At 72.8% G+C, this 19,673-nt stretch carries 17 protein-coding genes and 1 pseudogene; 2 read left to right on the forward strand and 16 right to left on the reverse strand.

Annotated elements, in window-relative coordinates; translation table 11 throughout:
* From AAW13_RS45715 to AAW13_RS00510, 8 genes and pseudogenes are all read right to left on the reverse strand, one after another.
* Positions 1-804, reverse strand: a pseudogene (locus AAW13_RS45715) (hypothetical protein); the annotation flags it as partial.
* The gene (locus AAW13_RS00480) at positions 801-3,605 is read right to left on the reverse strand and encodes a DEAD/DEAH box helicase (RefSeq protein ID WP_046733347.1); all 2,805 of its coding nucleotides are present in this window, start codon (positions 3,603-3,605) and stop codon (positions 801-803) included. The pseudogene AAW13_RS45715 and the gene AAW13_RS00480, both read right to left, overlap by 4 nt.
* Before the next feature lie 96 nt (positions 3,606-3,701).
* Positions 3,702-4,283, reverse strand: a complete 582-nt coding sequence (locus AAW13_RS00485; RefSeq protein ID WP_046733348.1) for a hypothetical protein — start codon at positions 4,281-4,283, stop codon at positions 3,702-3,704.
* Positions 4,280-5,425 carry an ROK family glucokinase gene (locus AAW13_RS00490; protein ID WP_046733349.1) on the reverse strand — a complete coding sequence of 382 codons (1,146 nt, stop codon included), beginning with the start codon at positions 5,423-5,425 and terminating at the stop codon, positions 4,280-4,282. The genes AAW13_RS00485 and AAW13_RS00490 overlap by 4 nt, the downstream gene beginning before the upstream one ends.
* 116 nt (positions 5,426-5,541) lie before the next feature.
* Entirely contained in the window at positions 5,542-6,306 is a 765-nt protein-coding gene (locus tag AAW13_RS00495) for an ATP-binding cassette domain-containing protein (protein ID WP_046733350.1), read from the reverse strand.
* Positions 6,303-7,343: an ABC transporter permease gene (locus AAW13_RS00500; RefSeq protein WP_046733351.1), complete on the reverse strand. Its 1,041-nt coding sequence runs from the start codon at positions 7,341-7,343 to the stop codon at positions 6,303-6,305. The genes AAW13_RS00495 and AAW13_RS00500 overlap by 4 nt, the downstream gene beginning before the upstream one ends.
* Entirely contained in the window at positions 7,340-8,344 is a 1,005-nt protein-coding gene (locus tag AAW13_RS00505) for a sugar ABC transporter substrate-binding protein (protein ID WP_046733352.1), read from the reverse strand. The genes AAW13_RS00500 and AAW13_RS00505 overlap by 4 nt, the downstream gene beginning before the upstream one ends.
* A 199-nt stretch (positions 8,345-8,543) precedes the next feature.
* Complete coding sequence (locus AAW13_RS00510) at positions 8,544-9,281, reverse strand: GntR family transcriptional regulator (protein ID WP_107483208.1); 738 nt, start codon at positions 9,279-9,281, stop codon at positions 8,544-8,546.
* A 130-nt stretch (positions 9,282-9,411) separates the two neighbouring features.
* Here AAW13_RS00510 and AAW13_RS00515 point away from each other — a divergent pair, with 130 nt between their 5' ends.
* Positions 9,412-10,422, forward strand: coding sequence for a Gfo/Idh/MocA family protein (locus AAW13_RS00515; protein WP_046733354.1), 1,011 nt, complete (start codon positions 9,412-9,414; stop codon positions 10,420-10,422).
* A gap of 10 nt (positions 10,423-10,432) precedes the next feature.
* On the opposite strand, the gene AAW13_RS00520 is transcribed toward AAW13_RS00515, so the two are convergent.
* From AAW13_RS00520 to allB, 7 genes are all read right to left on the reverse strand, one after another.
* The gene (locus AAW13_RS00520; RefSeq protein WP_206306115.1) at positions 10,433-11,617 is read right to left on the reverse strand and encodes a cytochrome P450 family protein; all 1,185 of its coding nucleotides are present in this window, start codon (positions 11,615-11,617) and stop codon (positions 10,433-10,435) included.
* Between the two features lie 77 nt (positions 11,618-11,694).
* On the reverse strand, positions 11,695-12,357 hold the full coding sequence (locus tag AAW13_RS00525) for a response regulator transcription factor (RefSeq protein ID WP_046733355.1): 663 nt from the start codon (positions 12,355-12,357) through the stop codon (positions 11,695-11,697).
* A gap of 268 nt (positions 12,358-12,625) precedes the next feature.
* Positions 12,626-13,876 carry a sensor histidine kinase gene (locus tag AAW13_RS00530; protein ID WP_046733356.1) on the reverse strand — a complete coding sequence of 417 codons (1,251 nt, stop codon included), beginning with the start codon at positions 13,874-13,876 and terminating at the stop codon, positions 12,626-12,628.
* A 355-nt stretch (positions 13,877-14,231) separates the two neighbouring features.
* Positions 14,232-14,627: a ribonuclease gene (locus tag AAW13_RS00535; RefSeq protein ID WP_046733357.1), complete on the reverse strand. Its 396-nt coding sequence runs from the start codon at positions 14,625-14,627 to the stop codon at positions 14,232-14,234.
* 136 nt (positions 14,628-14,763) lie between these two features.
* The gene (locus tag AAW13_RS00540; RefSeq protein WP_071659374.1) at positions 14,764-15,576 is read right to left on the reverse strand and encodes an AIM24 family protein; all 813 of its coding nucleotides are present in this window, start codon (positions 15,574-15,576) and stop codon (positions 14,764-14,766) included.
* Positions 15,577-15,620: 44 nt separating this feature from the next.
* Positions 15,621-16,733, reverse strand: a complete 1,113-nt coding sequence (gene alc, locus AAW13_RS00545; RefSeq protein ID WP_046733358.1) for an allantoicase — start codon at positions 16,731-16,733, stop codon at positions 15,621-15,623.
* A gap of 53 nt (positions 16,734-16,786) precedes the next feature.
* Positions 16,787-18,127 (reverse strand): allantoinase AllB, encoded by a 1,341-nt coding sequence (gene allB / locus AAW13_RS00550; protein ID WP_046733359.1) that lies wholly within the window; start codon positions 18,125-18,127, stop codon positions 16,787-16,789.
* A gap of 273 nt (positions 18,128-18,400) precedes the next feature.
* On the opposite strand from allB, the gene AAW13_RS00555 reads away from it, so the two are divergent.
* The gene (locus AAW13_RS00555) at positions 18,401-19,192 is read left to right on the forward strand and encodes an IclR family transcriptional regulator (protein WP_046733360.1); all 792 of its coding nucleotides are present in this window, start codon (positions 18,401-18,403) and stop codon (positions 19,190-19,192) included.
* A 111-nt stretch (positions 19,193-19,303) separates the two neighbouring features.
* Here the strand turns inward: AAW13_RS00555 and AAW13_RS00560 are convergent, their stop codons facing one another.
* A complete protein-coding gene (locus AAW13_RS00560; protein ID WP_079178657.1) occupies positions 19,304-19,618 on the reverse strand; it encodes a DUF5955 family protein in 315 nt (104 codons plus the stop codon).
* Positions 19,619-19,673 lie beyond the last annotated feature (55 nt).

Genomic DNA, 19,673 nt, shown 5'->3' on the forward strand with positions numbered 1-19,673 from the left:
GGTGGGTACGGCGGCGGGGGCGTGCTCCGGGGTGGGAGGCGGAGTGGGGGTGGGGGCGGAGGCGTGCTCGGGGGTGGGAGGCGGAGTGGGGGCGTGCTCGGGGGTGGGAGGCGGAGTGGGGGTGGGCGTGAGGGCGGGAGACGGAGTGGGGGTGGGCGTGGTGTCCGGCTCCGGGGTGTCGGAGCCGGAATGGGCGGGCGCGGGCGAGGCACCGAGGTCCTGCCCGGACGCGTGCCCGTGCTCGCCACCGACGCCGCCCTCGCCCCCGCCCTCGCCCTCGCCCTCGCCCTCAGGGATCGCCTCCGGCTCGGTGCTCGGCATTCGGAACGCGGTGGCCAGGAACTGCTTCAGATCGCGGGCGGTGCGCGTGCGCGCGATGGCCGTCGCCGGGGGCGGTGCCGGCTGCCGGCGAGTCACACGGGCGGGGGTTCCCTCAGCTGCCTCCGCCGCGGCCTCTTCAGCGCGCCTGGCCTCGGCACGCGCCGCCCGCAGCGCCTCGCGCGCGATGTCACCAGGTCGCCCGGCCGACCGGGCAACGGCGGAGACCTCCGGCCGGACAGCCCGCAGGGCCGGGTCACGCACGCCGGGATCAGGCACGCCGGGGTCACGCGCGCCGCGGTCGCGCGCGCCGCGGTCGCGTGCGCTGGGGTCGGGCACGGACGGGCCGTCCGGTGTGGTGGGGGCAGCCGTGGCCTCCGGCTCGCCCGGGGCCGTTTCCTCGGTACCGGTCTCCGCGGCGCGGCGCCGTGCCGCCCGCAGCGCTCGCCGCGCCGCGTCACCCGGTCGCTGTCCGTCCTCGCTCATGAGGTCCTCCGCAACGACACCAGGTCGGACAGCTCGCGGTCCGTCAGCTCGGTCAGGGCCGCCTCTCCGGTGCCCAGGATCGCGTCGGCGAGGGCCCGCTTGGACTCCAGCATCTCGGCGATGCGGTCCTCCACCGTGCCCTCGGTGACCAGACGGTGGACCTGGACGGGCTGGGTCTGCCCGATGCGGTACGCGCGGTCCGTGGCCTGTTCCTCCACCGCCGGGTTCCACCAGCGGTCGAAGTGGACGACGTGGCCGGCGCGGGTGAGGTTCAGGCCGGTGCCGGCGGCCTTGAGGGACAGGACGAGGACCGGGGTCGCGCCGTCCTGGAAGCGGTCCACCATGCGCTCCCGCTCCGGTACCGGCGTGCCCCCGTGCAGCAGGTCGACCGGGACGGCGCGGGCCCGGAGGTGGCCGGTGATCAGCCGGGCCATGCCGACGTACTGGGTGAAGACGAGCGCCGAGCCGTCCTCCGCGAGCACGGTGTCCAGCAGTTCGTCGAGCAGGGCGAGCTTGCCGGAGCGGGCGGCGAGGCCGTCGACGCGGGCCTCCTCCTTCAGGTACAGCGCGGGGTGGTCGCAGATCTGCTTCAGAGCGCCGAGGAGCTTCAGGACCAGGCCTCGGCGCGCGATCCCGTCGGCCGTCTCGATGGTGAGCAGCGACTCGCGGACCACCGCCTCGTAGAGCGCGGCCTGTTCGCGGGTGAGCGGCACCGGATGATCGGTCTCGGTCTTGGGCGGGAGTTCGGGGACGATCCCGGGGTCGGACTTCTTGCGGCGCAGGAGGAAGGGGCGGACGAGGCGGGCCAGGCGCGCCACCGCCTGGTCGTCCTCGCCGTTCTCGACGGCGCGCGCGTGCCGGGCGCGGAAGGACTTCAGGGGGCCGAGGAGTCCGGGCGTGGTCCAGTCGAGCAGGGCCCAGAGTTCGGAGAGGTTGTTCTCCACGGGGGTGCCGGTGAGGGCCACGCGCGCGGGGGACGGGATGGTGCGCAGGGCCTTGGCGGTGGCCGAGTAGGGGTTCTTGACGTGCTGGGCCTCGTCGGCGACGACCATGCCCCAGGCCTGTTCGGCGAGGCGGTTCGCGGTGGCCCGCATGGTGCCGTAGGTGGTGAGGACGAAGCCGCCGTCGAGGCCGTCCAGGCTGCGGTCGGGGCCGTGGAAGCGGCGGACCGGGACACCGGGGGCGAACCGGGCGATCTCCCGCTGCCAGTTGCCGAGCAGCGAGGCCGGGCAGACCACCAGGGTCGGTTCGGTGCGGGCCCGCTTCAGGTGCAGGGCGATGACGGTGATCGTCTTGCCGAGGCCCATGTCGTCGGCGAGGCAGCCGCCGAGTCCGAGGGAGGTCATCAGGTCGAGCCAGGCCAGGCCGCGGAGCTGGTAGTCGCGCAGGGTGGCGTGCAGGCCGGCGGGCGGTTCGGCGGGCCGGAGGCCTGCCGTGAGGCGGTCGCGCAGGGCCGCGAGGACGCCGACGGGGACCGCCTCGACGGTCTCGCCGTCCACCTCGGCCTCGCCGGTGAGCGCCACGGAGAGCGCGTCGACCGGGTCGAGCAGCCCCAGTTCGCGTTTGCGGGCCTTGCGGACGAGCGCCGGGTCGACGAGCACCCAGCGGTCCCGCAGGCGCACGACGGGACGGTGGGCCTCGGCGAGGGCGTCCATCTCCGCCTCGCTGAGCGGGTCCCCGCCGAGCGCCAGCTGCCAGCGGAACTGGAGGAGTTCCTCACCCTCGAAGAAGCCGGTGCCGTCGGTCGCGGAGCCGGGGGCCGTCCGGACCACGGCTGCGGCGGTCAGGTCCTGGGCCAGGTCCCGGGGCCAGTGCACGGCGACCCCGGCCGCCGCGAGCCGGGTCGCCGCCACGCCCAGGAGCTCGCCCAGTTCCTCCTCGGCGAGCGCGAGCACGTCGGGCACGTCCTGCTCCGCCAGCCGGTCCAGGGGCGGCCACACCCGTGCGGCCCGGCGCACCGCCAGCGCCGCGTCCACGCGGGCGCGGGGGCCGAAGGCCGCGTCGGAGCGGCCAGCCCACAGCGCGGCCGCATCGGTCACCAGGGTCGGATCGGCCAGGCTGTGCACCTGGACGATCGCCGCGCCCGCGCGGTGGGCGCCCTCGCCGTCGTCGAACAGGTCGGAGGCCGACAGGTCCAGGCGCAGTGAGATCCGCACTCCGGCGTCCATGCCGGCGGCGACCTCCGCGGCCCATTCGTGGGCGTCGGGCAGCCGCTGGGCCTCGCGCGCGGCGAAGGGGCGGCCCGAGGTGTGGGGTGCGGCCGGGGTGCGGGGCAGGGTGTCGGCGACCGCGTCCAGGAAGGAGCGGACCAGCGCCTCCGGCTGGGGCAGCGTGAGCGGGCCGGGGCCGGGGAGCGGGACGGCGTGGCCCTCGGCGGGCAGTGCGGCGGCCACCGCGCGCAGGTGGGCGATGTCGGCGGGCTCCAGGGGGCCGGCCCGCCAGGCGTCGTGGCCGGCCGGGGTGAGGCCGGGCAGCAGGCGGCCTCGGGCGGCGAGCCGCAGCGCGTGCTGGGCGGCGGCGCCCCAGCAGGCGGTGGCGGGGTGGGCGGCCGGGTCGCGGCGGGCCCGGACGAGCAGCGGCAGTGCCTCGCCGACCGGCAGGGTGAGCGCGGGCACCTGCCTGCGGCGGACGCCGGCGCCGTGCCGTCGTACGACGGTCAGTTCCTCGCTCTGCCGGGGCAGCGGGCCGCCCTCGGGGTCCCAGAAGGCGATGCGGCCGTGGCGGGGGAGGTCGGCGGGCAGGTAGACCGCCGCCAGGCGCACGGGCACGTCCTCGTGCGTCCCGGAAACCGTGCCGTTCATACGTTCTGCCACCTCCCGCCCGTGCGTCCGATCAGATGTCTTCGACTGTACGGGCGGGGTCTGACAATCGGCCCCGGCGACCGGGCGGGCCCGCCGTCACGGCACGGTGCGCGAGACGACGTAGATCATCGGGAACTCGGGGTCGGCCGTGTTCACCACCACGTCCTGGGTGGGCGCCGGGTTCTTCTGGGCGTGGGTGAGGCCCCACCAGGTGCCGGTCGCGGTGAACCGCCAGCCGGTGATCTTCTGGTCCCGGGTGCCGATGCTGATGTCGTTCTTCTTCAGCGCGTCCCGGTTGACGCCCATGCCCTCCAGGAAGCTGTCGAGTCCGGCGCTGTTGGTGCGGAACTGGACGTAGAGCCGGCTGGTCTTCCAGTTGTTCGTCTCGTAGTACGCGATCCTGTCGGCGGGGTGCGGGACCGGCACCTGGTAGAGGCGGCGCTGCACCTTCGAGGGCCAGCCCGCGGTGAGGCCGGTCGCCGAGTACTTGGACTCCTTGTCCTTGCCGCTGTTGCGGCTCTGGTTGGCGGAGATCATCAGATAGCCCGCCGGTACGCCGATGAGCAGCACGATGATGAGCAGGGTGAGCGCCCGGCGCCGGGCCTTGTGGCCCGGGGTCTCCGGCGGGCGGTGCGGTTCGTCCGGGGGCGCGGCCTGGCGGGGCAGCGAAGCGGTCATGCGGTGTCCCGGGTACGGCGGGCCTCCGCGTACCGCTCGTAGCGTTCGTAGCGCTCCACCCGGCGGCGGTTGGCGCGCCGGAACCGGCGGGCGACCAGGCGGGCCAGGTCGGCGGCGCCGACCATGCCGGCCTCGGGGCCCAGCTGGGCGCGGGCGATGCGGGCCTCGGGGCGGTAGCCGCGGCCGGTCAGCTGGCGCTTGAACGCGTCCCGCGCGGGGCCGATCAGCAGGTCGTCGGCGGCGCTGACGCCGCCGCCGATCACGAAGCAGGACGGGTCGAGGGCGGCGGCGAGGTTGGCGATGCCGACGCCGAGCCACTGGCCGATGTCCTGGAGGAGCTCGATGCACATGGCGTCGCCCTCGCGGGCCAGCTCGGTGATCATCGGGCCGGTGATGTCGTCGACGTTGCCCTTGACGTGCTCGATGATCCCGTAGGCCACCGGGGAGTCGGCCACCGCCAGTTCCTTGGCCTCGCGGACCAGCGCGTTGCCCGAGCTGTACTGCTCCCAGCAGCCGCGGTTGCCGCACGGGCAGCGGTGGCCGCCGGGCACGACCTGCATGTGGCCGAACTCGCCGGCCACGCCGTACTTGCCGCGCTTGACCTGGCCGTCCTCCAGGATCGCGCCGCCGATACCGGTGCCGAGCGTGATCATGACGAGGTGGTCCTCGCCGCGGCCGGCGCCGAAGCGCCACTCGGCCCAGGCCGCGGCGTTCGCGTCGTTGTCGACCAGGACGGGCACGGCGAGCCGGCCGGCCAGCCGGTCGCGCAGCGGTTCGTTGCGCCAGGACAGGTGGGGGGCGAACAGCACGCGGTTGCGGTCGGCGTCGACCCAGCCGGCCGCGCCGATGCCCACCGCGTGCACGTCGTGCCGGTCGGAGAGGTCCAGGACCAGCTCGACGATGGTGTCCTCGACGACCTTCGGGCTCTTGGACTTGTCCGGGGTCTCCGTGCGGAGCTTCTCCAGGATGTTGCCGTCGGCGTCCACGACGCCCGCCATGACCTTGGTGCCGCCGATGTCGATGCCGACGGTGGGGACCCGGGGGGCCGTCAGGTGTGACCGGCGTTCCCTGGTGCCGACGGTCCGCAGGACCGGGGCTCGGCGGGAGCCGATGGGGGCGGTGAGGTCGCGGTAGGTGCTCATCGGGCTCGATTGTGCCGCACCCCGAGGCGGAGTGCCGTTCGGGGGACATAAAGGAGGGTGCGGTGCCGTCGCCGGGTGCGGGTGCCCGGCGGCTGGTCGCGCGGTTCCCCGCGCCCCTAACCGCGCTCCAGCTCGTGGCGCAGGGACTCGAGGTCGCTTCCGCCCGCCATCTGGCTCGTCAGCTCGTCCAGGGTGATCTCGTCACGGGTGTGGCTGCCCACCATCGTGCCCCGCCTCAGCAGCACGAACCTGTCCCCCACCAGGTGCGCGTGGTGCGGGTTGTGGGTGATCAACACAACACCCAGGCCCCGGTCCCGTGCCGCCGCCACGTATTTCAGGACCACACCCGACTGCTTCACACCCAGTGCCGCCGTCGGCTCGTCCAGGATCAGGACCTTCGCGCCGAAGTACACGGCTCTCGCGATGGCCACGCACTGGCGTTCGCCGCCCGACAGGGTGCCGATCGGCTGGTCGACGTCGCGGAGGTCGATGCCCATGCGGAGGAGTTCCGCGTGCGTGGTACGGCGCATGAAGTCGACGTCCAGGCGTCTGAGCAGGCCCGTGCGGGGCTCCGACCCGAGGAAGAAGTTGCGCCACACCGGCATCAGCGGGACCACCGCCAGGTCCTGGTGGACGGTCGCGATGCCGCGGTCCAGGGCCTCGCGCGGGGAGTTCAGGACGGTCTCCTCCCCCTCGATGTCCAGGGTGCCGCCGTCATGCCGGTGCAGGCCCGCGATGATCTTGATGAGGGTGGACTTGCCGGCGCCGTTGTCGCCCAGGACGCAGGTGATCTGGCCCGCGTGGACCTCCAGGGAGACCCCTTCGAGGGCGCGGACGGTGCCGTAGTGCTTGCTGACGCCGGTCAGCCGGACGAGGGTCATGCGGCGGCCTCCGCGCGCTTGCGGACCCAGGTGTTGAGCAGGGTCGCGAGGAGCAGCATCGCTCCGAGGAAGAACTTGAACCAGTCGGGGTTCCACTCGGCGAAGACGATGCCCTTGCTGGTCATGCCGAACAGGAGCGCACCGACCGCCGAACCGACCGCGCTGCCGTGGCCGCCGGTGATCAGGCAGCCGCCGATGACGGCCGCGATGATGTAGATCAGCTCGTTGCCGACGCCCTCGCCGGACTGGACGGCGTCGTACGAGAAGAGGAGGTGCTGGCCGGAGATCCAGGCGCCGAACGCCACGCCCATGTAGAGGCCGATCTTGGTCCTGGTGACGGGGACGCCGACCGCGCGGGCCGCGTCCTGGTTGCCCCCGACGGCGAAGATCCAGTTGCCCGCACGGGTGCGCAGCAGGATCCAGGAGGCGATCGCGACCAGGGCGAGCCACCAGATGATCGTGATCTTGAAGTCGACGCCCCCGACGGTCAGGGTCGAGGCGAAGACCGCGTGGGCGGACGGGAAGCCCTCCATGTCGGCGATCGTCTTGGTGGAGACCGTGCCGTCGATCAGCTTGGTGAGGCCCAGGTTCATGCCGGTCAGCATCAGGAAGGTGCCGAGGGTGACGATGAAGCTGGGCAGCCTGGTGCGGGTCAGCACGAAGCCGTTGGCGGCGCCGACGGCGAGGGTCACCAGGAGCGAGACACCCACACCGACCCAGGTGTCGGCGGTCATCTGGTAGCTGAACATGGAGGAGACCAGCGCGGACGACGTCACCAGGACGCCCGCCGAGAGGTCGAACTCGCCGCCGATCATCAGCAGCGCCACCGGGACGGCCATGATGCCGATCGTCGAGGAGGCGTAGAGGACCGTGCCGAGGCTGCTCGCGCGGAGGAAACCGTCGGCGGCGACGGCGAAGAAGAGGAAGACGGCGAGGGCGCCGACGACCGAGCCGAACTCCGGGCGGGAGAGGAGTCTCCGCAGCGGAGAGGTCCGCAGAATCCTTTCATCATGCGTTTTGTCCAGCGTGGCGCTCATCGGGTGCCCCGCTCGGTGTACTCGGCCAGCGTGGCGGCCTGGTCCTTGGTGACGATCTGCGGGCCGGTGAGCACCGGCCGGCCACCGCCGAGCACGTCGCCGTTGTACTTGTAGAGCCACAGCAGGTCGACCGCCTGGTAGCCCTGGAGGTACGGCTGCTGGTCCACGGCGAAGCCGAGGGTGCCGTCGGCCAGTTCGGCGGCGACCTTCGCGTTGAGGTCGAAGGTGTCGACCTCGGCCCTGCTGCCCGCGTCCGCCCTCGCCTGCACCGCGGTGTCGGCGTACGGCGCGCCCAGGGTGACGACCGCGTCGATCGACTTGTCGGCCTGGAGCTTCGCCTCGATCGAGGACTGCACGTCAGGCATGCTCGTGCCGTTGACGTACAGGTTCTCGACCGTGCCTGCGAAGTTCTCCGCCACGCCCGCGCAGCGCTGCTCATGGCCGACGTTGCCCTGCTCGTGCAGCACGCACAGGACCTTCTTCCTGCCCCGCTCGGTCAGCTCGTCGCCGACCGCCCGGCCCGCGACCGTCTCGTCCTGGCCGATGTGCGCGAGCGCGCCGAACGCCTTGGACTCCCCGGAGCCGGAGTTCACGGTGATCACCGGGATGCCGGCCTTCTCGGCACGGGCCACGGCCGCCTTGAGGGCGTCCGGTTTGGCGAGGGTGACGATGATCCCGTCGACCTTCTTGTCGACCGCCGCGTCCACGAGCTGCGCCTGCTGCTGGGCCTCGTCGTCGTGCGAGTAGAGGAAGTTGATGTTGTCCTTGCGGGCGGCCTGCTTCGCACCGCTCTGCACGATGTCCCAGAAGGTGTCGCCGTCCCCGGAGTGAGTGATCATCGCGAAGGTCCAGCGGGGCGTGTTCACCGCCGCCCCGCCCTCGGCCGCCGCCGCGTTCCGGGCGTCCTCCGCCCGCTTGCCGCCGGTACTGCTGCACCCGGCGAGGGAGACGCTCAGCGCCCCCGCCACCGCGATGCCCACCCAGGTCCGAAACCGTGCCACGAGGCCGTGCCCTTCTTGCCGTGCTCATACGTGCGAGAGGGGCGGGCGAGCTCACCGTGGGTGACCACCGACGGCGACCTCGTCCGCCCCAAAAGCCTCAGTATCGAACATGGGGTACACACCTGACAGCGGCGGGGGCACTCCGGCGTCTCATTGTCCGGACATTACGACCAACTGGGTGCCGGCGACCGGGCGGCACTCAGGACCGTACGAGCAGCTGGAACTCGAAGGAGTAGCGGGCCGGGCGGTAGATGTGGTCGCCGAACTCGACGGCCCGGCCGGTGTCGTCGTAGGTGGTGCGCTGCATGGTGAGCAGCGGGGCGCCCTCCGGCTCGGCGAGCCGCTCGCCCTCCAGGGCGGTGGCGCCGCGCGCCCCGATGGACTGGCGGGCACTGTGCAGGGTGATCCCGGCGGCCCGCATCAGCCGGTACAGGCCGGTCGCCTCCAGCTGCCCGGTGTCCAGGTCGAGCAGGCCGGGCGGCAGGTAGTTGGTGAGGTAAGCCATCGGCTCGCCGTGCGCCAGCCGCAGCCGTTCGATCCGGTGCACCTCGGTGCCCTCGGCCACCCCGAGCGCCGCCGCGACCTCGGCGGACGCCGGCATGACGGTGTTGACCAGCACCTGCGTGGCGGGGCGCTGACCGGCCGACTCCAGGTCGTCGTAGAGGCTGCTGAGCTCCAGGGGGCGTTTGACCTGGCTGTGCACGACCTGGGTGCCGACGCCCCGGCGACGGACCAGGAGGCCCTTGTCGACGAGGGACTGGATGGCCTGACGGACGGTCGGGCGGGACAGGCCGAGCCGTGCGGCCAGCTCGATCTCGTTGCCCAGCAGGCTGCCGGGGGTGAGCGAGCCGTGCTCGATGGCCGCCTCCAGCTGCTGGGCCAGCTGGAAGTACAACGGCACCGGGGAGCTACGGTCCACGCTGAGGTCGAGCGGCACGGTCGGGTCCACATCTGGTTTCGGCACGGGCCCGAGCGTATCCCCGTGACGGGTTGACGGGAAGTTGTGTAGTTCGATTGTCCGGACATACGGATTGACAGCGCCCGGGGTGCACCAGCACCTTGTTCCCATGCGCATCGGGATCATCGGTACGGGTCGCATCGGCGCGATCCACGCGAATACGCTCAGCCGCAATCGCGAGGTCGGATCGCTGATCCTCACGGACGTGGATCCGGCTCGGGCGCAGGATCTGGCGCACCGCCTCGGGGAGACGGCGGCTCCCGGGACCGACGAGATCTTCACGTGGGGTGTGGACGCCGTCGTGATCACCACGGCGACGTCGGCCCACGCCGAACTGATCGGCCGGGCCGCACGCTCCGGGCTCCCGGTCTTCTGCGAGAAGCCGATCGCCCTCGACCTGCCGGGCACCCTGCACGCCCTCGCCGAGGTCGAGCGGGCCGGGACGGTCCTTCAGATGGGCTTCCAGCGGCGCTTCGACGCCGGATACGCGGGCGCCCGGGACGCGGTGCGCTCGGGGCGGCTGGGACGCCTGCACACGGTACGGGCGCTCACCTCCGACCAGTCGCCGCCTCCGCCGGAATGGCTGCCGCTGTCGGGCGGGCTGTTCCGGGACACCCTGATCCACGATTTCGACGTACTGCGCTGGGTGACCGGACGTGAGGTCGTCGACGTGTACGCGACCGGTTCGGACCGTGGTCCCGCGATGTTCCGCGAGGCCGGGGACGTGGACACCGGCGCGGCACTGCTCACCCTGGACGACGGCACGCTGGCCACGGCCACCGCCGCCCGGCTGAACGGCGCCGGGTACGACGTGCGGATGGAGCTGGCCGGGGAGCGGGACACCGTCGTGGTCGGGCTGGACGACCGTACGCCGGTGGCCTCCACCGAGCCGACCGGGCCGCCGCCCGCGGACAAGCCGTGGCCGGGCTTCCTGGAGCGGTTCGGGCCCGCCTACGAGGCCGAGCTGTGCGCCTTCGTCGACGTGGTGCGCGGCACGCTGGCCAACCCCTGCGACGGGCGCGAGGCGCTCCAGGCGCTGCGGATCGCGGAGGCCTGCGAGCTGTCCCGGCGCGAGCGAAGACCGGTGGCGCTCGCGGAGATCCCGGACCGGCTCGGCTGACCGCCGCCTGCTACCAGCGGACGGGGAGCCGCCGCACCCCCCTCATCAGCGTCCCGGGCAGCCACTCCCCCGGCTGCCCGTCCAGCGCCAGGTCCGGGGCCCGCTCCAGCAGGGAGCGCAGGGCGATCCGGCCCTCCAGACGGGCCAGGGGCGCGCCCAGGCAGTAGTGGATGCCGTGGCCGAAGGCGAGGTGGCCGCGGTTGTCACGGTGGATGTCGAAACGGTCGGGCTCGGGGTAGCGGGCGCCGTCCCGGTCGGCGGCGGTCAGACCGATCATCACCGGGTCGCCCGCGGCGATGGCGGCGCCGGCGATGTCCAGGGGCTCGGCGGCATACCGGTACGTCGCGTTCTCCACCGGGCCCTCCCAGCGCAGGATCTCCTCGACCGCGCCGTCCAGCAGGCCCGTGTCGGCGCGCAGGGCGGCGAGCTGGTCCGGGTGGGCGAGCAGGGCGAGGACGCCGTTGCCGATCAGGTTGACGGTGGTCTCGTGGCCCGCGATCAGCAACACGTAGGCCATACCGCGCAGTTCGCCGACGGAGAGCCGGTCGCCGTCCTCGGCGGTGGTGCGCAGCAGGTCGCTCAGCAGGTCCCCGCTCGGGCCCGCGCACCGCTTGTCCTCGATGAGCTCCGCCAGGTAGTCGGCGAGCGCGACGAACGCGTCGTACTCGCTGCCCGGACGGCTGGACGTGATCGCCTCGTTGGAGAGCTTGCGGAACCGGGCGCGGTCGAGTTCGGGGACGCCGAGCAGTTCGCTGATCACCGTGATGGGCAGCGGGTAGGCGAGGGCGTCTATGAGGTCGGCACGGCCGCGCGGCAGCATCTCGTCGAGCAGGCGGTCGGTGATCTCCTGGATCCTCGGCTCCAGTCCCGCCACCCGGCGGGCGGTGAACGCGCGGGTGACGAGCCCGCGCAGTCTGGTGTGCTGGGGCGGGTCGGCGGCCAGCAGGTGCTTGCCGATCAGCTCCTCGTCGAGGAAGGTGAACCCGGTTCTCGCGGTGTCCTTGGCGAGCCCCGGGTCGGCCAGCGCCGCGCGCGCCTCCTCGTACCCGACGACCAGCCAGGTCTCGTGGTACTGGCCCTCCGGCAGCGGCCACCGGACCCGGTGCACCGGGCCGCGCTCGCGCAGGTGCGCGTACACCGTGTGCGGATCGGTGCGCAGACTGTCGCCGTACTCGCCGAGATCGGTCACCTGCATGCCGTCGCTCCCCCCTTCAGGCGGTCCCCGAGGCCGTCCCGTACCAGGAGAACGCACGGGCCTCCCGGTTGGTGCCCCTACTCCTCCAGCAGTCCCGCGTCGTACGCCAGCAGGGCGATCTGTACGCGGTTGTTGAGGCCGAGCTTGGCCAGGATGCGCGAGACGTGGGTCTTGACGGTGGCGACGCTCATGAACAGGCCGGTGGCGATCTCGGCGTTGGCGAGGCCCCGGCCGACCGCGACGGCGACCTCGCGCTCGCGGTCGTTGAGGGCGGCGAGCCGGGCCCGCGCGCGGGTCCGGCGGGTGTCGGCCCGGGTGCCGGCCGCGTGCCGCATCAGCTGCCGGGTGACGGCGGGCGACAGCACGGGGTCGCCGGCCGCGACCCGGCGCACCGCGTCGACGATCCGGTCGGGCGGGGTGTCCTTGAGGACGAACCCGGCGGCCCCCGCGCGCAGGGCGTGCAGCACCTGTTCGTCGGCGTGGAAGGTGGTCAGGACGATCACCTGCGGGGCGTCGGCGCGGGCGCGCACCAGCTCGGTGGCGGTGAGCCCGTCCACGGCCGGCATCCGGATGTCCATCAGGACGACGTCCGGCCGGGTGCGGTCGACGAGCGCCTCGACCTCGCCGCCGTCGGCGGCCTCTCCGACGATCTCGATGTCCTCGGCCCCGCCGATCATGAGGGCCAGCCCCGCCCGCACCAGCGGGTCGTCGTCCACGAGCAGCAGTCTGATGGGGATCATGACACCTACGTAATCACGTCGGTACGACAGCACGGACCCGCTCGGCAGCGCACAGGCCCGCCCGGCAGCGCACGGGCCCGCCCGGCAGCGCACAGGCCCGCTCGGCAGCGCACGGGCTCGCACAGCGGCACAGGTCCGCTGGGCGGCACGCGGGCCCGCTCGGCAGCACACGGGCTCGCACAGCGGCACAAGCCCGCCGGGCAGCGCGCCCGCCCGCTCGGCAGCGCGCGAGCTCGCACCGCGGCGCAGGCCCGCTCGGCCGGGTCGGTCAGGTGGCGGTCCAGGGGAGCCAGGCCCGGACCTCGAAGCCGCCGGTGCCGGTGACCCGGTGCTCCAGCCGTCCGCCGGCCAGCGTCGCCCGTTCGGTGAGGCCGATCAGGCCCTGGCCGGAGCCGGGGACGGGGGGCGCCTCGGCCTCGGGGGCGGGGTTGTGCACGGTGATGTCCAGGCCGTCGCCGGGGGCACCGGTGACACGGACGGTGACCTCGGCGCCGGGGGCGTGCTTGCGGGCGTTGGTGAGGCCCTCCTGGGCGATGCGGTAGGCGGTGCGGCCGACGGAGGCGGGCACGGCCGCCGGGTCGTCCACGTGGTTGTCCAGGGTGACCTTCATACCGGCCTGGCGGGACTCTGTGACGAGCGCGGCCAGACCGGCGAGCGTGGGCTGCGGCCGGCCACCCGCCTCGTCGCCGTCGGCCGCGCGCAGCACCCCGATGATCTCGCGCAGGTCCTGAAGGGCCTCGTGGGAGCTCTCCCGGATCACACCGGCCGCCCGGGCGATCTCCTCCCGGGACGCGTCGGGCCGGAACTCCAGGGCGCCGGCGTGCACGCTGAGCAGGGTGAGCCGGTGGGCGAGGACGTCGTGCATCTCGCGCGCGATGGCCTCCCGGGCCAGCCGCTGGGCCCGTTCGGCGCGCAGCCCGGCCTCGGTCTCGGCGCGCCGCGCCCGGTCCCGCAGGGTGAGCACGAGCTGCCGTTTGGTGCGGACGAACATGCCGAGGCAGGCCACCAGCAGGGTCAGCAGCGAGGCGAGCACGACGACCACCAGGTAGGGCAGGTCGGGGTCGGGCCGCAGCCAGTAGAAGAGCGGGACCAGCGCGAGGTTCACGGCGGTGATCCAGGCCAGGTGCCGGAACGGGCGGTGCACGGCCAGCGTGAACAGGGCGACCATGGAGGCGCCGCCCGCGGTGGCGGAGACGAAGCTGACCGGGATCATCGCCAGGGCCAGCCCCAGGGGCCGGCGGCGGCGCAGCCAGACCGCGACGCAGGCGAGGCCGCCGATCAGCTGGTCGGCGACGGCCCAGGCGTGCGGGAGGCCCGTCTCGTGCCGGACGGTGTTCGCGCCGGCCGCGCCCACGAGGACGGCCAGCAGGAAGCAGCTGAAGTCGACGAGCCAGTCCCGCGCGGTACGGCGGGGGCGCCGTCCTGCGGCGTCGGGATCGGGGTCGAGCTCATGGAGGACGGAGGACGGGAAGAGCCACCGCCGGCCCTCGAACGTCCGTACTGGAATGTCACCGCTCACGGTCGGCAAATCTACGCAGGCCCGGTCCACGGGACAGCCTGTCGCGCGGGATCGTCGACCGAAGTCGCCGTCGTGTGGACTTCGGGTGTACCGGGCGGACGTGGGCGCAGCCTTCCGGCGGCCACGACTCGCCCCGCGGCCGATGGCATGGGGGGAGGCCGCGGGGCGAGGGTCGTGCCGTGGGACAACTGCCGGCAGTGCTGTCGACGGCTACAGCGAGTACGCGAGCGCGCTGATCGTGCCGGCGTGCGCGCTGATCGCCGTCGCGGTGAGCCGGAGGTCCGGCTGAACGCGGACCGGGACTCCGGCTGGTCGCGCCGTTCCTGGGGTTCGGCCGGTCGGTTCGGTCAGCGTCTCAGCAGCCGAAGTCGATCAGGTCGAACGTGACGTAGTGGTCCGCCGTGTAGTAGTCCTCGTCGGTCTCCTCGCCCGTCACGATGCGTCGTGCGCCGCGCGTGGAGGAGCCGGGGGTCTTCACGGTGTACTCGTGGTAGTACCCGCTGGGCTGGCTCGGCAGGACGCCCTCCGAGTTGCGGAAGACGGTGCCGTCCTGCGAGTACGGGAACGGGCCGCCCGACGCGATCAGGTCGAGCGTGTCGTACGCCTGCGACGGCAGGTCGCTGTAGCAGATGCTGCCGACGGAGGTGGCGGCGGCGTCCGCCGTGGTGGCGGTGACGGTGCCGCCGACGACGAGCGCGGACAACAGGGCGCCCGCGACGCCGATGCGGGTGATTCGTGGGGGGAATCTCATGGCTCCATGATGACGCGCGTAGACAGTGGCATGTCAATGACAAGCCCGAAGATTTTCCCGCCAAGTCCCTTTCGTTTTCAGGGAGTTAACTTGCGACCGGGCGTTCCGCGCCTGCTGCCACAACTTTCGGCAGGGCTCATCCCGCGTGCGTCGAGAACAGCCCGCCGGTCGGGCCCTGCTTGTCGCCGCCCTGGGCCTTCTTCAGGGCGTTGGCGAGGCCCTCGATGGTGAGGGACTGAAGGATCACCCGGCCGTTGCCCTCCAGGGTGGCCAGGGAGAGGCCCTCGCCGCCGAAGACGGCGTTCATCAGGCCCTGGCGGTTGAGGCCGCCGACGCGCTGGACGCCGTACTGGATGCCCTCCTCGAAGGCGACGACACAGCCCGTGTCGACCTCGATACGGCCGCCGAAGTCGGCGGGATTGAGGTCGATGAAGTTGCCCGCGCCGGCGATGATCACCGTGCCGCGGCCGGTGAACTTCTCCAGCACGAAGCCCTCGCCGCCGCTCATGCCGGTGCGGCCGCCGGCGAAGGCGATGCCGAACTCGACGCTGGACTCCGCGGCGACGAAGGCGTCCTTCTCCGCGAACCACGCGCGCGTGCCGTCGAGTTCCAGCGCGCGCATCTCGCCGGGGAGCACGCCCGCGAAGCCGACGGTGCCCTCGCCGCCCTGGGAGGTGAAGTACTGGAACGCCAGGGACTCACCGGCGAGCATGCGCTGGCCGACCTGCATGGCGGTGCCCATGGCCTGGCGCAGCATGCCGCCCATGCCGCCGCCACCGCCCTGCGGCTGGCCGCCGTTGCCCGACGGGCCGCTCAGCCGCGTCTCCATGGTCACGTTCGTCGTCTTGAACAGGAACTTGCCGGCCTCGCAGTAGACGGTCTGGCCGGGCTGAAGGTTGACGACCGCCATCTGCATGGCGTTGCCGACGATCTCTTGCTGAAGGGTCACGGGTGAAGAACGTAGCCGACGGCCCCCCGGTTCCCTCCGGCCGGTCAGGACAGTCCGCGGTACCCGACGGCGAGCGCCGCCGCCCCTGCCTCCGTCGGCGAGCCGAACAACCGCAGCCGCGAGATCCCGCCGTCCGGGAAGATGTCCACGCGCGCGTGCGTGCCGACGGCGGGAGAGGCCAGTACGAACCGGTGGTTCGTGTCGGGCTGGAGCCGGGTGCGCGGGAGGATCTCCGTCCAGGCGCCGTTCTCGCCGTCCCGCACCGACACCGAGGCCCAGCCCGCGCTGTTGCCCTTCAGGTAGGCCGTGTCGATCTCCAGCGCACGGATCCGGGACTGGGTCACCAACCGGTAGCGGATCCAGTCGTGGCCCTGGTCGCGACGGCGGCGCGTCTCCCAGCCGTCGTCCATCTTGCGGGAGCGGCCCGGCTGGATGGTGTTGGTGGCCGGTGAGTAGAAGAGGTTCGAGGCGTCCTCGACCCGGCCGCCGTTCTCCAGCGCGGCCACGTCGAAGGTGCCGAGCACGGCCAGCCACCCGGGATCCGGCACGACTTCGCCGTACACGCGCAGGCGCGCGATGCCGCCGTCCGGGTGCTGGTTGACACGCAGGTGCGTGAAGCGCTGTTCGACGGAGACGGCGAAGCCGTTCGCCGCGTGGCCGCCGACGGGGGTGCGGGGGACGAGCGTCGTCCACTTCACGTCGTCGCCGAGGAGTTCCGCGGGGGACGGCGCTCCGGCCACCGACGTGCCCTCGACCGACACCGCCTGCGGGTAGTTCCCTCGGAAGTGGGCCGTGTCGACGACGATCCCGCGGACCACGCCGGGGGCACCGAGGCGTACCAGCGCCCAGTCGTGGTCCTCGGCCGCCGGCCAGGGGTGCTCGGCCGAGACGCCGCGCCTGCGGCGGGTCTCCCAGCCGTCCATGACCTTGCCCTTGTGCCCGAAGTGCTCGGGGTCGAACTCGGCCCGCCCGGCCACCAGCAGGTTCTCCCGCTGGGCGAAGAACTCGTCGTTGGCGGCGACGACCCCGGCGCCGAGCCGCCGGTCGGCGAGGTCGACGTACTGCGTGAAGGGGAAGTCGGCGGTGCGGTAGTCCGCGTACGGGTCGCCGCCGGAGTAGGGATGCGCGTCGCCGGTGAAGGTCGGGATCGCCGTCAAAGAAGGTCTTCCTTTCGGGGTGTCGGCCGGTGCGGGTGCGGATGACATGGGGATCAGGGGGTGCGGGTGAGGAGGCGGCCCCTGGGGGCGGTGAACTCGCCGTCCGCGAGGATGCGTTCGCCGCGCAGCCAGGTCGATCTCACGACGCCGTACAGGGTCCTGCCCGCGTACGCGGTGACCCGGTTGCGGTGGTGCAGCCCCGCCGGGTCCACGGTGAAGGCCTCGTCCGGCGCGAGGACCGCGAAGTCGGCGTCCCGGCCCACCGCGACGGCCCCTTTGCGGCCGTCGAGGCCGACGAGCGCCGCCGTCCGCGCCGACATCCAGCGGACCACGTCCTCCAGACCGTGACCGCGCCTGCGGGCCTCGGTCCAGACCGCGGCGAGGCTGAGCTGGAGGCCGGAGATACCGCCCCACGCGGTCGCGAAGTCGGCGGTCTTCAGGTCGGCCGTGGACGGTGAGTGGTCGGTGACCACGCAGTCGATCGTGCCGTCCGCCAGCGCCCGCCAGAGCAGGTCCTGGTTGGCCGCCTCCCGGATGGGCGGGCAGCACTTGAACTCGCTGGCGCCGTCCGGGACCTCCTCCGCGGTGAGGGTGAGGTAGTGCGGGCAGGTCTCGACGGTGATCCGTACGCCGTCCCGTTTCGCCTGGGCGATCAGTGGCAGCGCGTCGGACGAGGACAGGTGCAGGACGTGCACGCGCGCGTCGAGGCGTTTCGCCTGGGCGATCAGCTGGGCGATCGCGGTGTCCTCCGCGCCGCGCGGGCGGGAGGCCAGGAAGTCGGCGTACTTCGGGCCGCCGTGCTGCGGGGCGGCCGCCAGGTGGCGCGGGTCCTCCGCGTGCACGATCAGCAGGCCGCCGAAGGAGGTGACCTCCGCCAGCGACCGGGCGAGCCGCTCCTGGTCGAGGTGCGGGAACTCGTCGACGCCGGAGGGTGACAGGAACGCCTTGAAGCCGAAGACGCCGGCCTCGTGCAGCGGGCGCAGGTCCTTGACGTTGTCCGGCAGCGCACCGCCCCAGAAACCGACGTCGATGTGCGCCTTGTCGGCGGCGACGGCCTGCTTGACCCGGAGGTGGTCGACCGTGGTGGTCGGCGGGAGGGAGTTGAGGGGCATGTCGACGAGGGTGGTGATGCCGCCGGCCGCCGCCGCGCGGGTGGCGGTCCAGAAGCCCTCCCACTCGGTGCGGCCCGGGTCGTTCACGTGCACGTGGGTGTCGACCAGGCCGGGCAGCAGGACGTCGTCGCCGAGGTCCTCCAGGCGGGCGCCCTGCGGGAGCGGGGCGTCGTGGGGCAGTACGGCCGTGATCGTCCCGGCGGACACGGCGACCGAGGCGGCCCGTGTCCCCTCGGGGGTGATGACGCGCGTCGAGCGCAGCACCAGTTCAGCGTCGGACACCCGGACCCCTCTCTCTGCCGCCGTTTTACTTCCGGGAAACGGGATTTACACCCACGTAACGGAATTCAACGTTCTGTTGAAGGAGTCTTCACTCCCGCCCCCGCGCCGTCAAGGGCACACCGCGATCCAGGGCGCCCCGAGCGTCCACTCTGGACGTTTCCACAAGGCGGAATTACAATTCCGGCAAGCAGAACGTAGCTACGTACAACCAGGGAGTCAACCGGCAGCCGGGTAGGCTTCTGCTCTTCCCGTCAGTCCCGAAAGGAACGCGCCGTGCCGACGTCCAGCGCCAGCACCTCCGGCTCCGCCAAGTCAAACGGCGGCGGGGTCCAGTCCCTCGAGCGCGCCTTCGATCTGCTGGAGCGGATGGCGGACGCGGGCGGCGAGGTCGGCCTGAGCGAGCTGTCCGCGAGCAGCGGGCTGCCGTTGCCGACGATCCACCGGCTGATGCGGACGCTGGTCGCCTGTGGCTACGTACGGCAGCAGCCGAACCGGCGGTACGCACTCGGTCCCCGGCTGATCCGGCTCGGGGAGTCGGCGTCGCGGCTGCTGGGCACCTGGGCGCGGCCGTACCTCGCACGGCTGGTCGAGGAGACCGGGGAGACGGCGAACATGGCGCTGCTCGACGGCGACGAGATCGTGTACGTGGCGCAGGTGCCGTCCAAGCACTCGATGCGGATGTTCACGGAGGTGGGGCGGCGGGTGCTGCCGCACTCGACCGGGGTGGGCAAGGCGTTGCTCGCGGGGGTGCCGGACGCCGAGGTGCGGGCGCTGCTCGCGCGGACCGGGATGCCGGCCGCGACCGAGAAGACGATCACCACTCCTGAGGGGTTCCTCGGCGCCTTGGACGAGGTGCGGCGGCTCGGGTACGCCGTGGACGACAACGAGCAGGAGGTGGGGGTGCGGTGCCTGGCGGTGTCCGTGCCGGACTCGCCCACCGCCGCGGCCATTTCGATCTCCGGACCCGCGGGGCGGGTCACCGAGGCGGCGACGGAGAAGATCGTGCCGGTGTTGCAGCAGGTGGCTGTCGAGCTGTCCGAGGCGCTGGTGAACTCAGGGGCCTGAGGATGGGCGCGCGCTGCCCGTCGGCGGGTGCGGGTCGCACTGCGGCTGGTCGCCGCCCGGTTCCTCCCCCGGCCTTCGGGCCGGGGCACCCCCAGCGCCCTTTCGGGGCGCTCACGGTCGCGGCGTCTCGCCGAACAGGTCGACCGCCTGGCGAACACCGGACAGGCCGCGTGACAGCGCGCTGACCGAGCCGATCGCTCCCGCGATCAGTAACAGGGAGCTGCGCAGGCGGGGGATCTCCGGGATGCCGCCCGTGGCCATCGCCGCCAGGGCCGCCAGTTCGTCCTCGGCTATCGCGCGGTCCGGGAACTCGGCCGGGTGCGCGGCCAGTTCGCGGCGCAGCCGGGAGACCGCCGTGCGTAGTTCCGTGATCCTCGGATCCTCGTCGCTGCCGGTCACTGGCCTCTGTCCCAAGCTCCGCAACACAGCTCTCCCCCCTCACCAGGTGTCCCGTGGCGCTGGTCGGGCGCCTGGGGACGCG

It is taken from the genome of Streptomyces humi (assembly GCF_001005085.2).
Lineage (GTDB): Bacteria > Actinomycetota > Actinomycetes > Streptomycetales > Streptomycetaceae > Streptomyces > Streptomyces humi.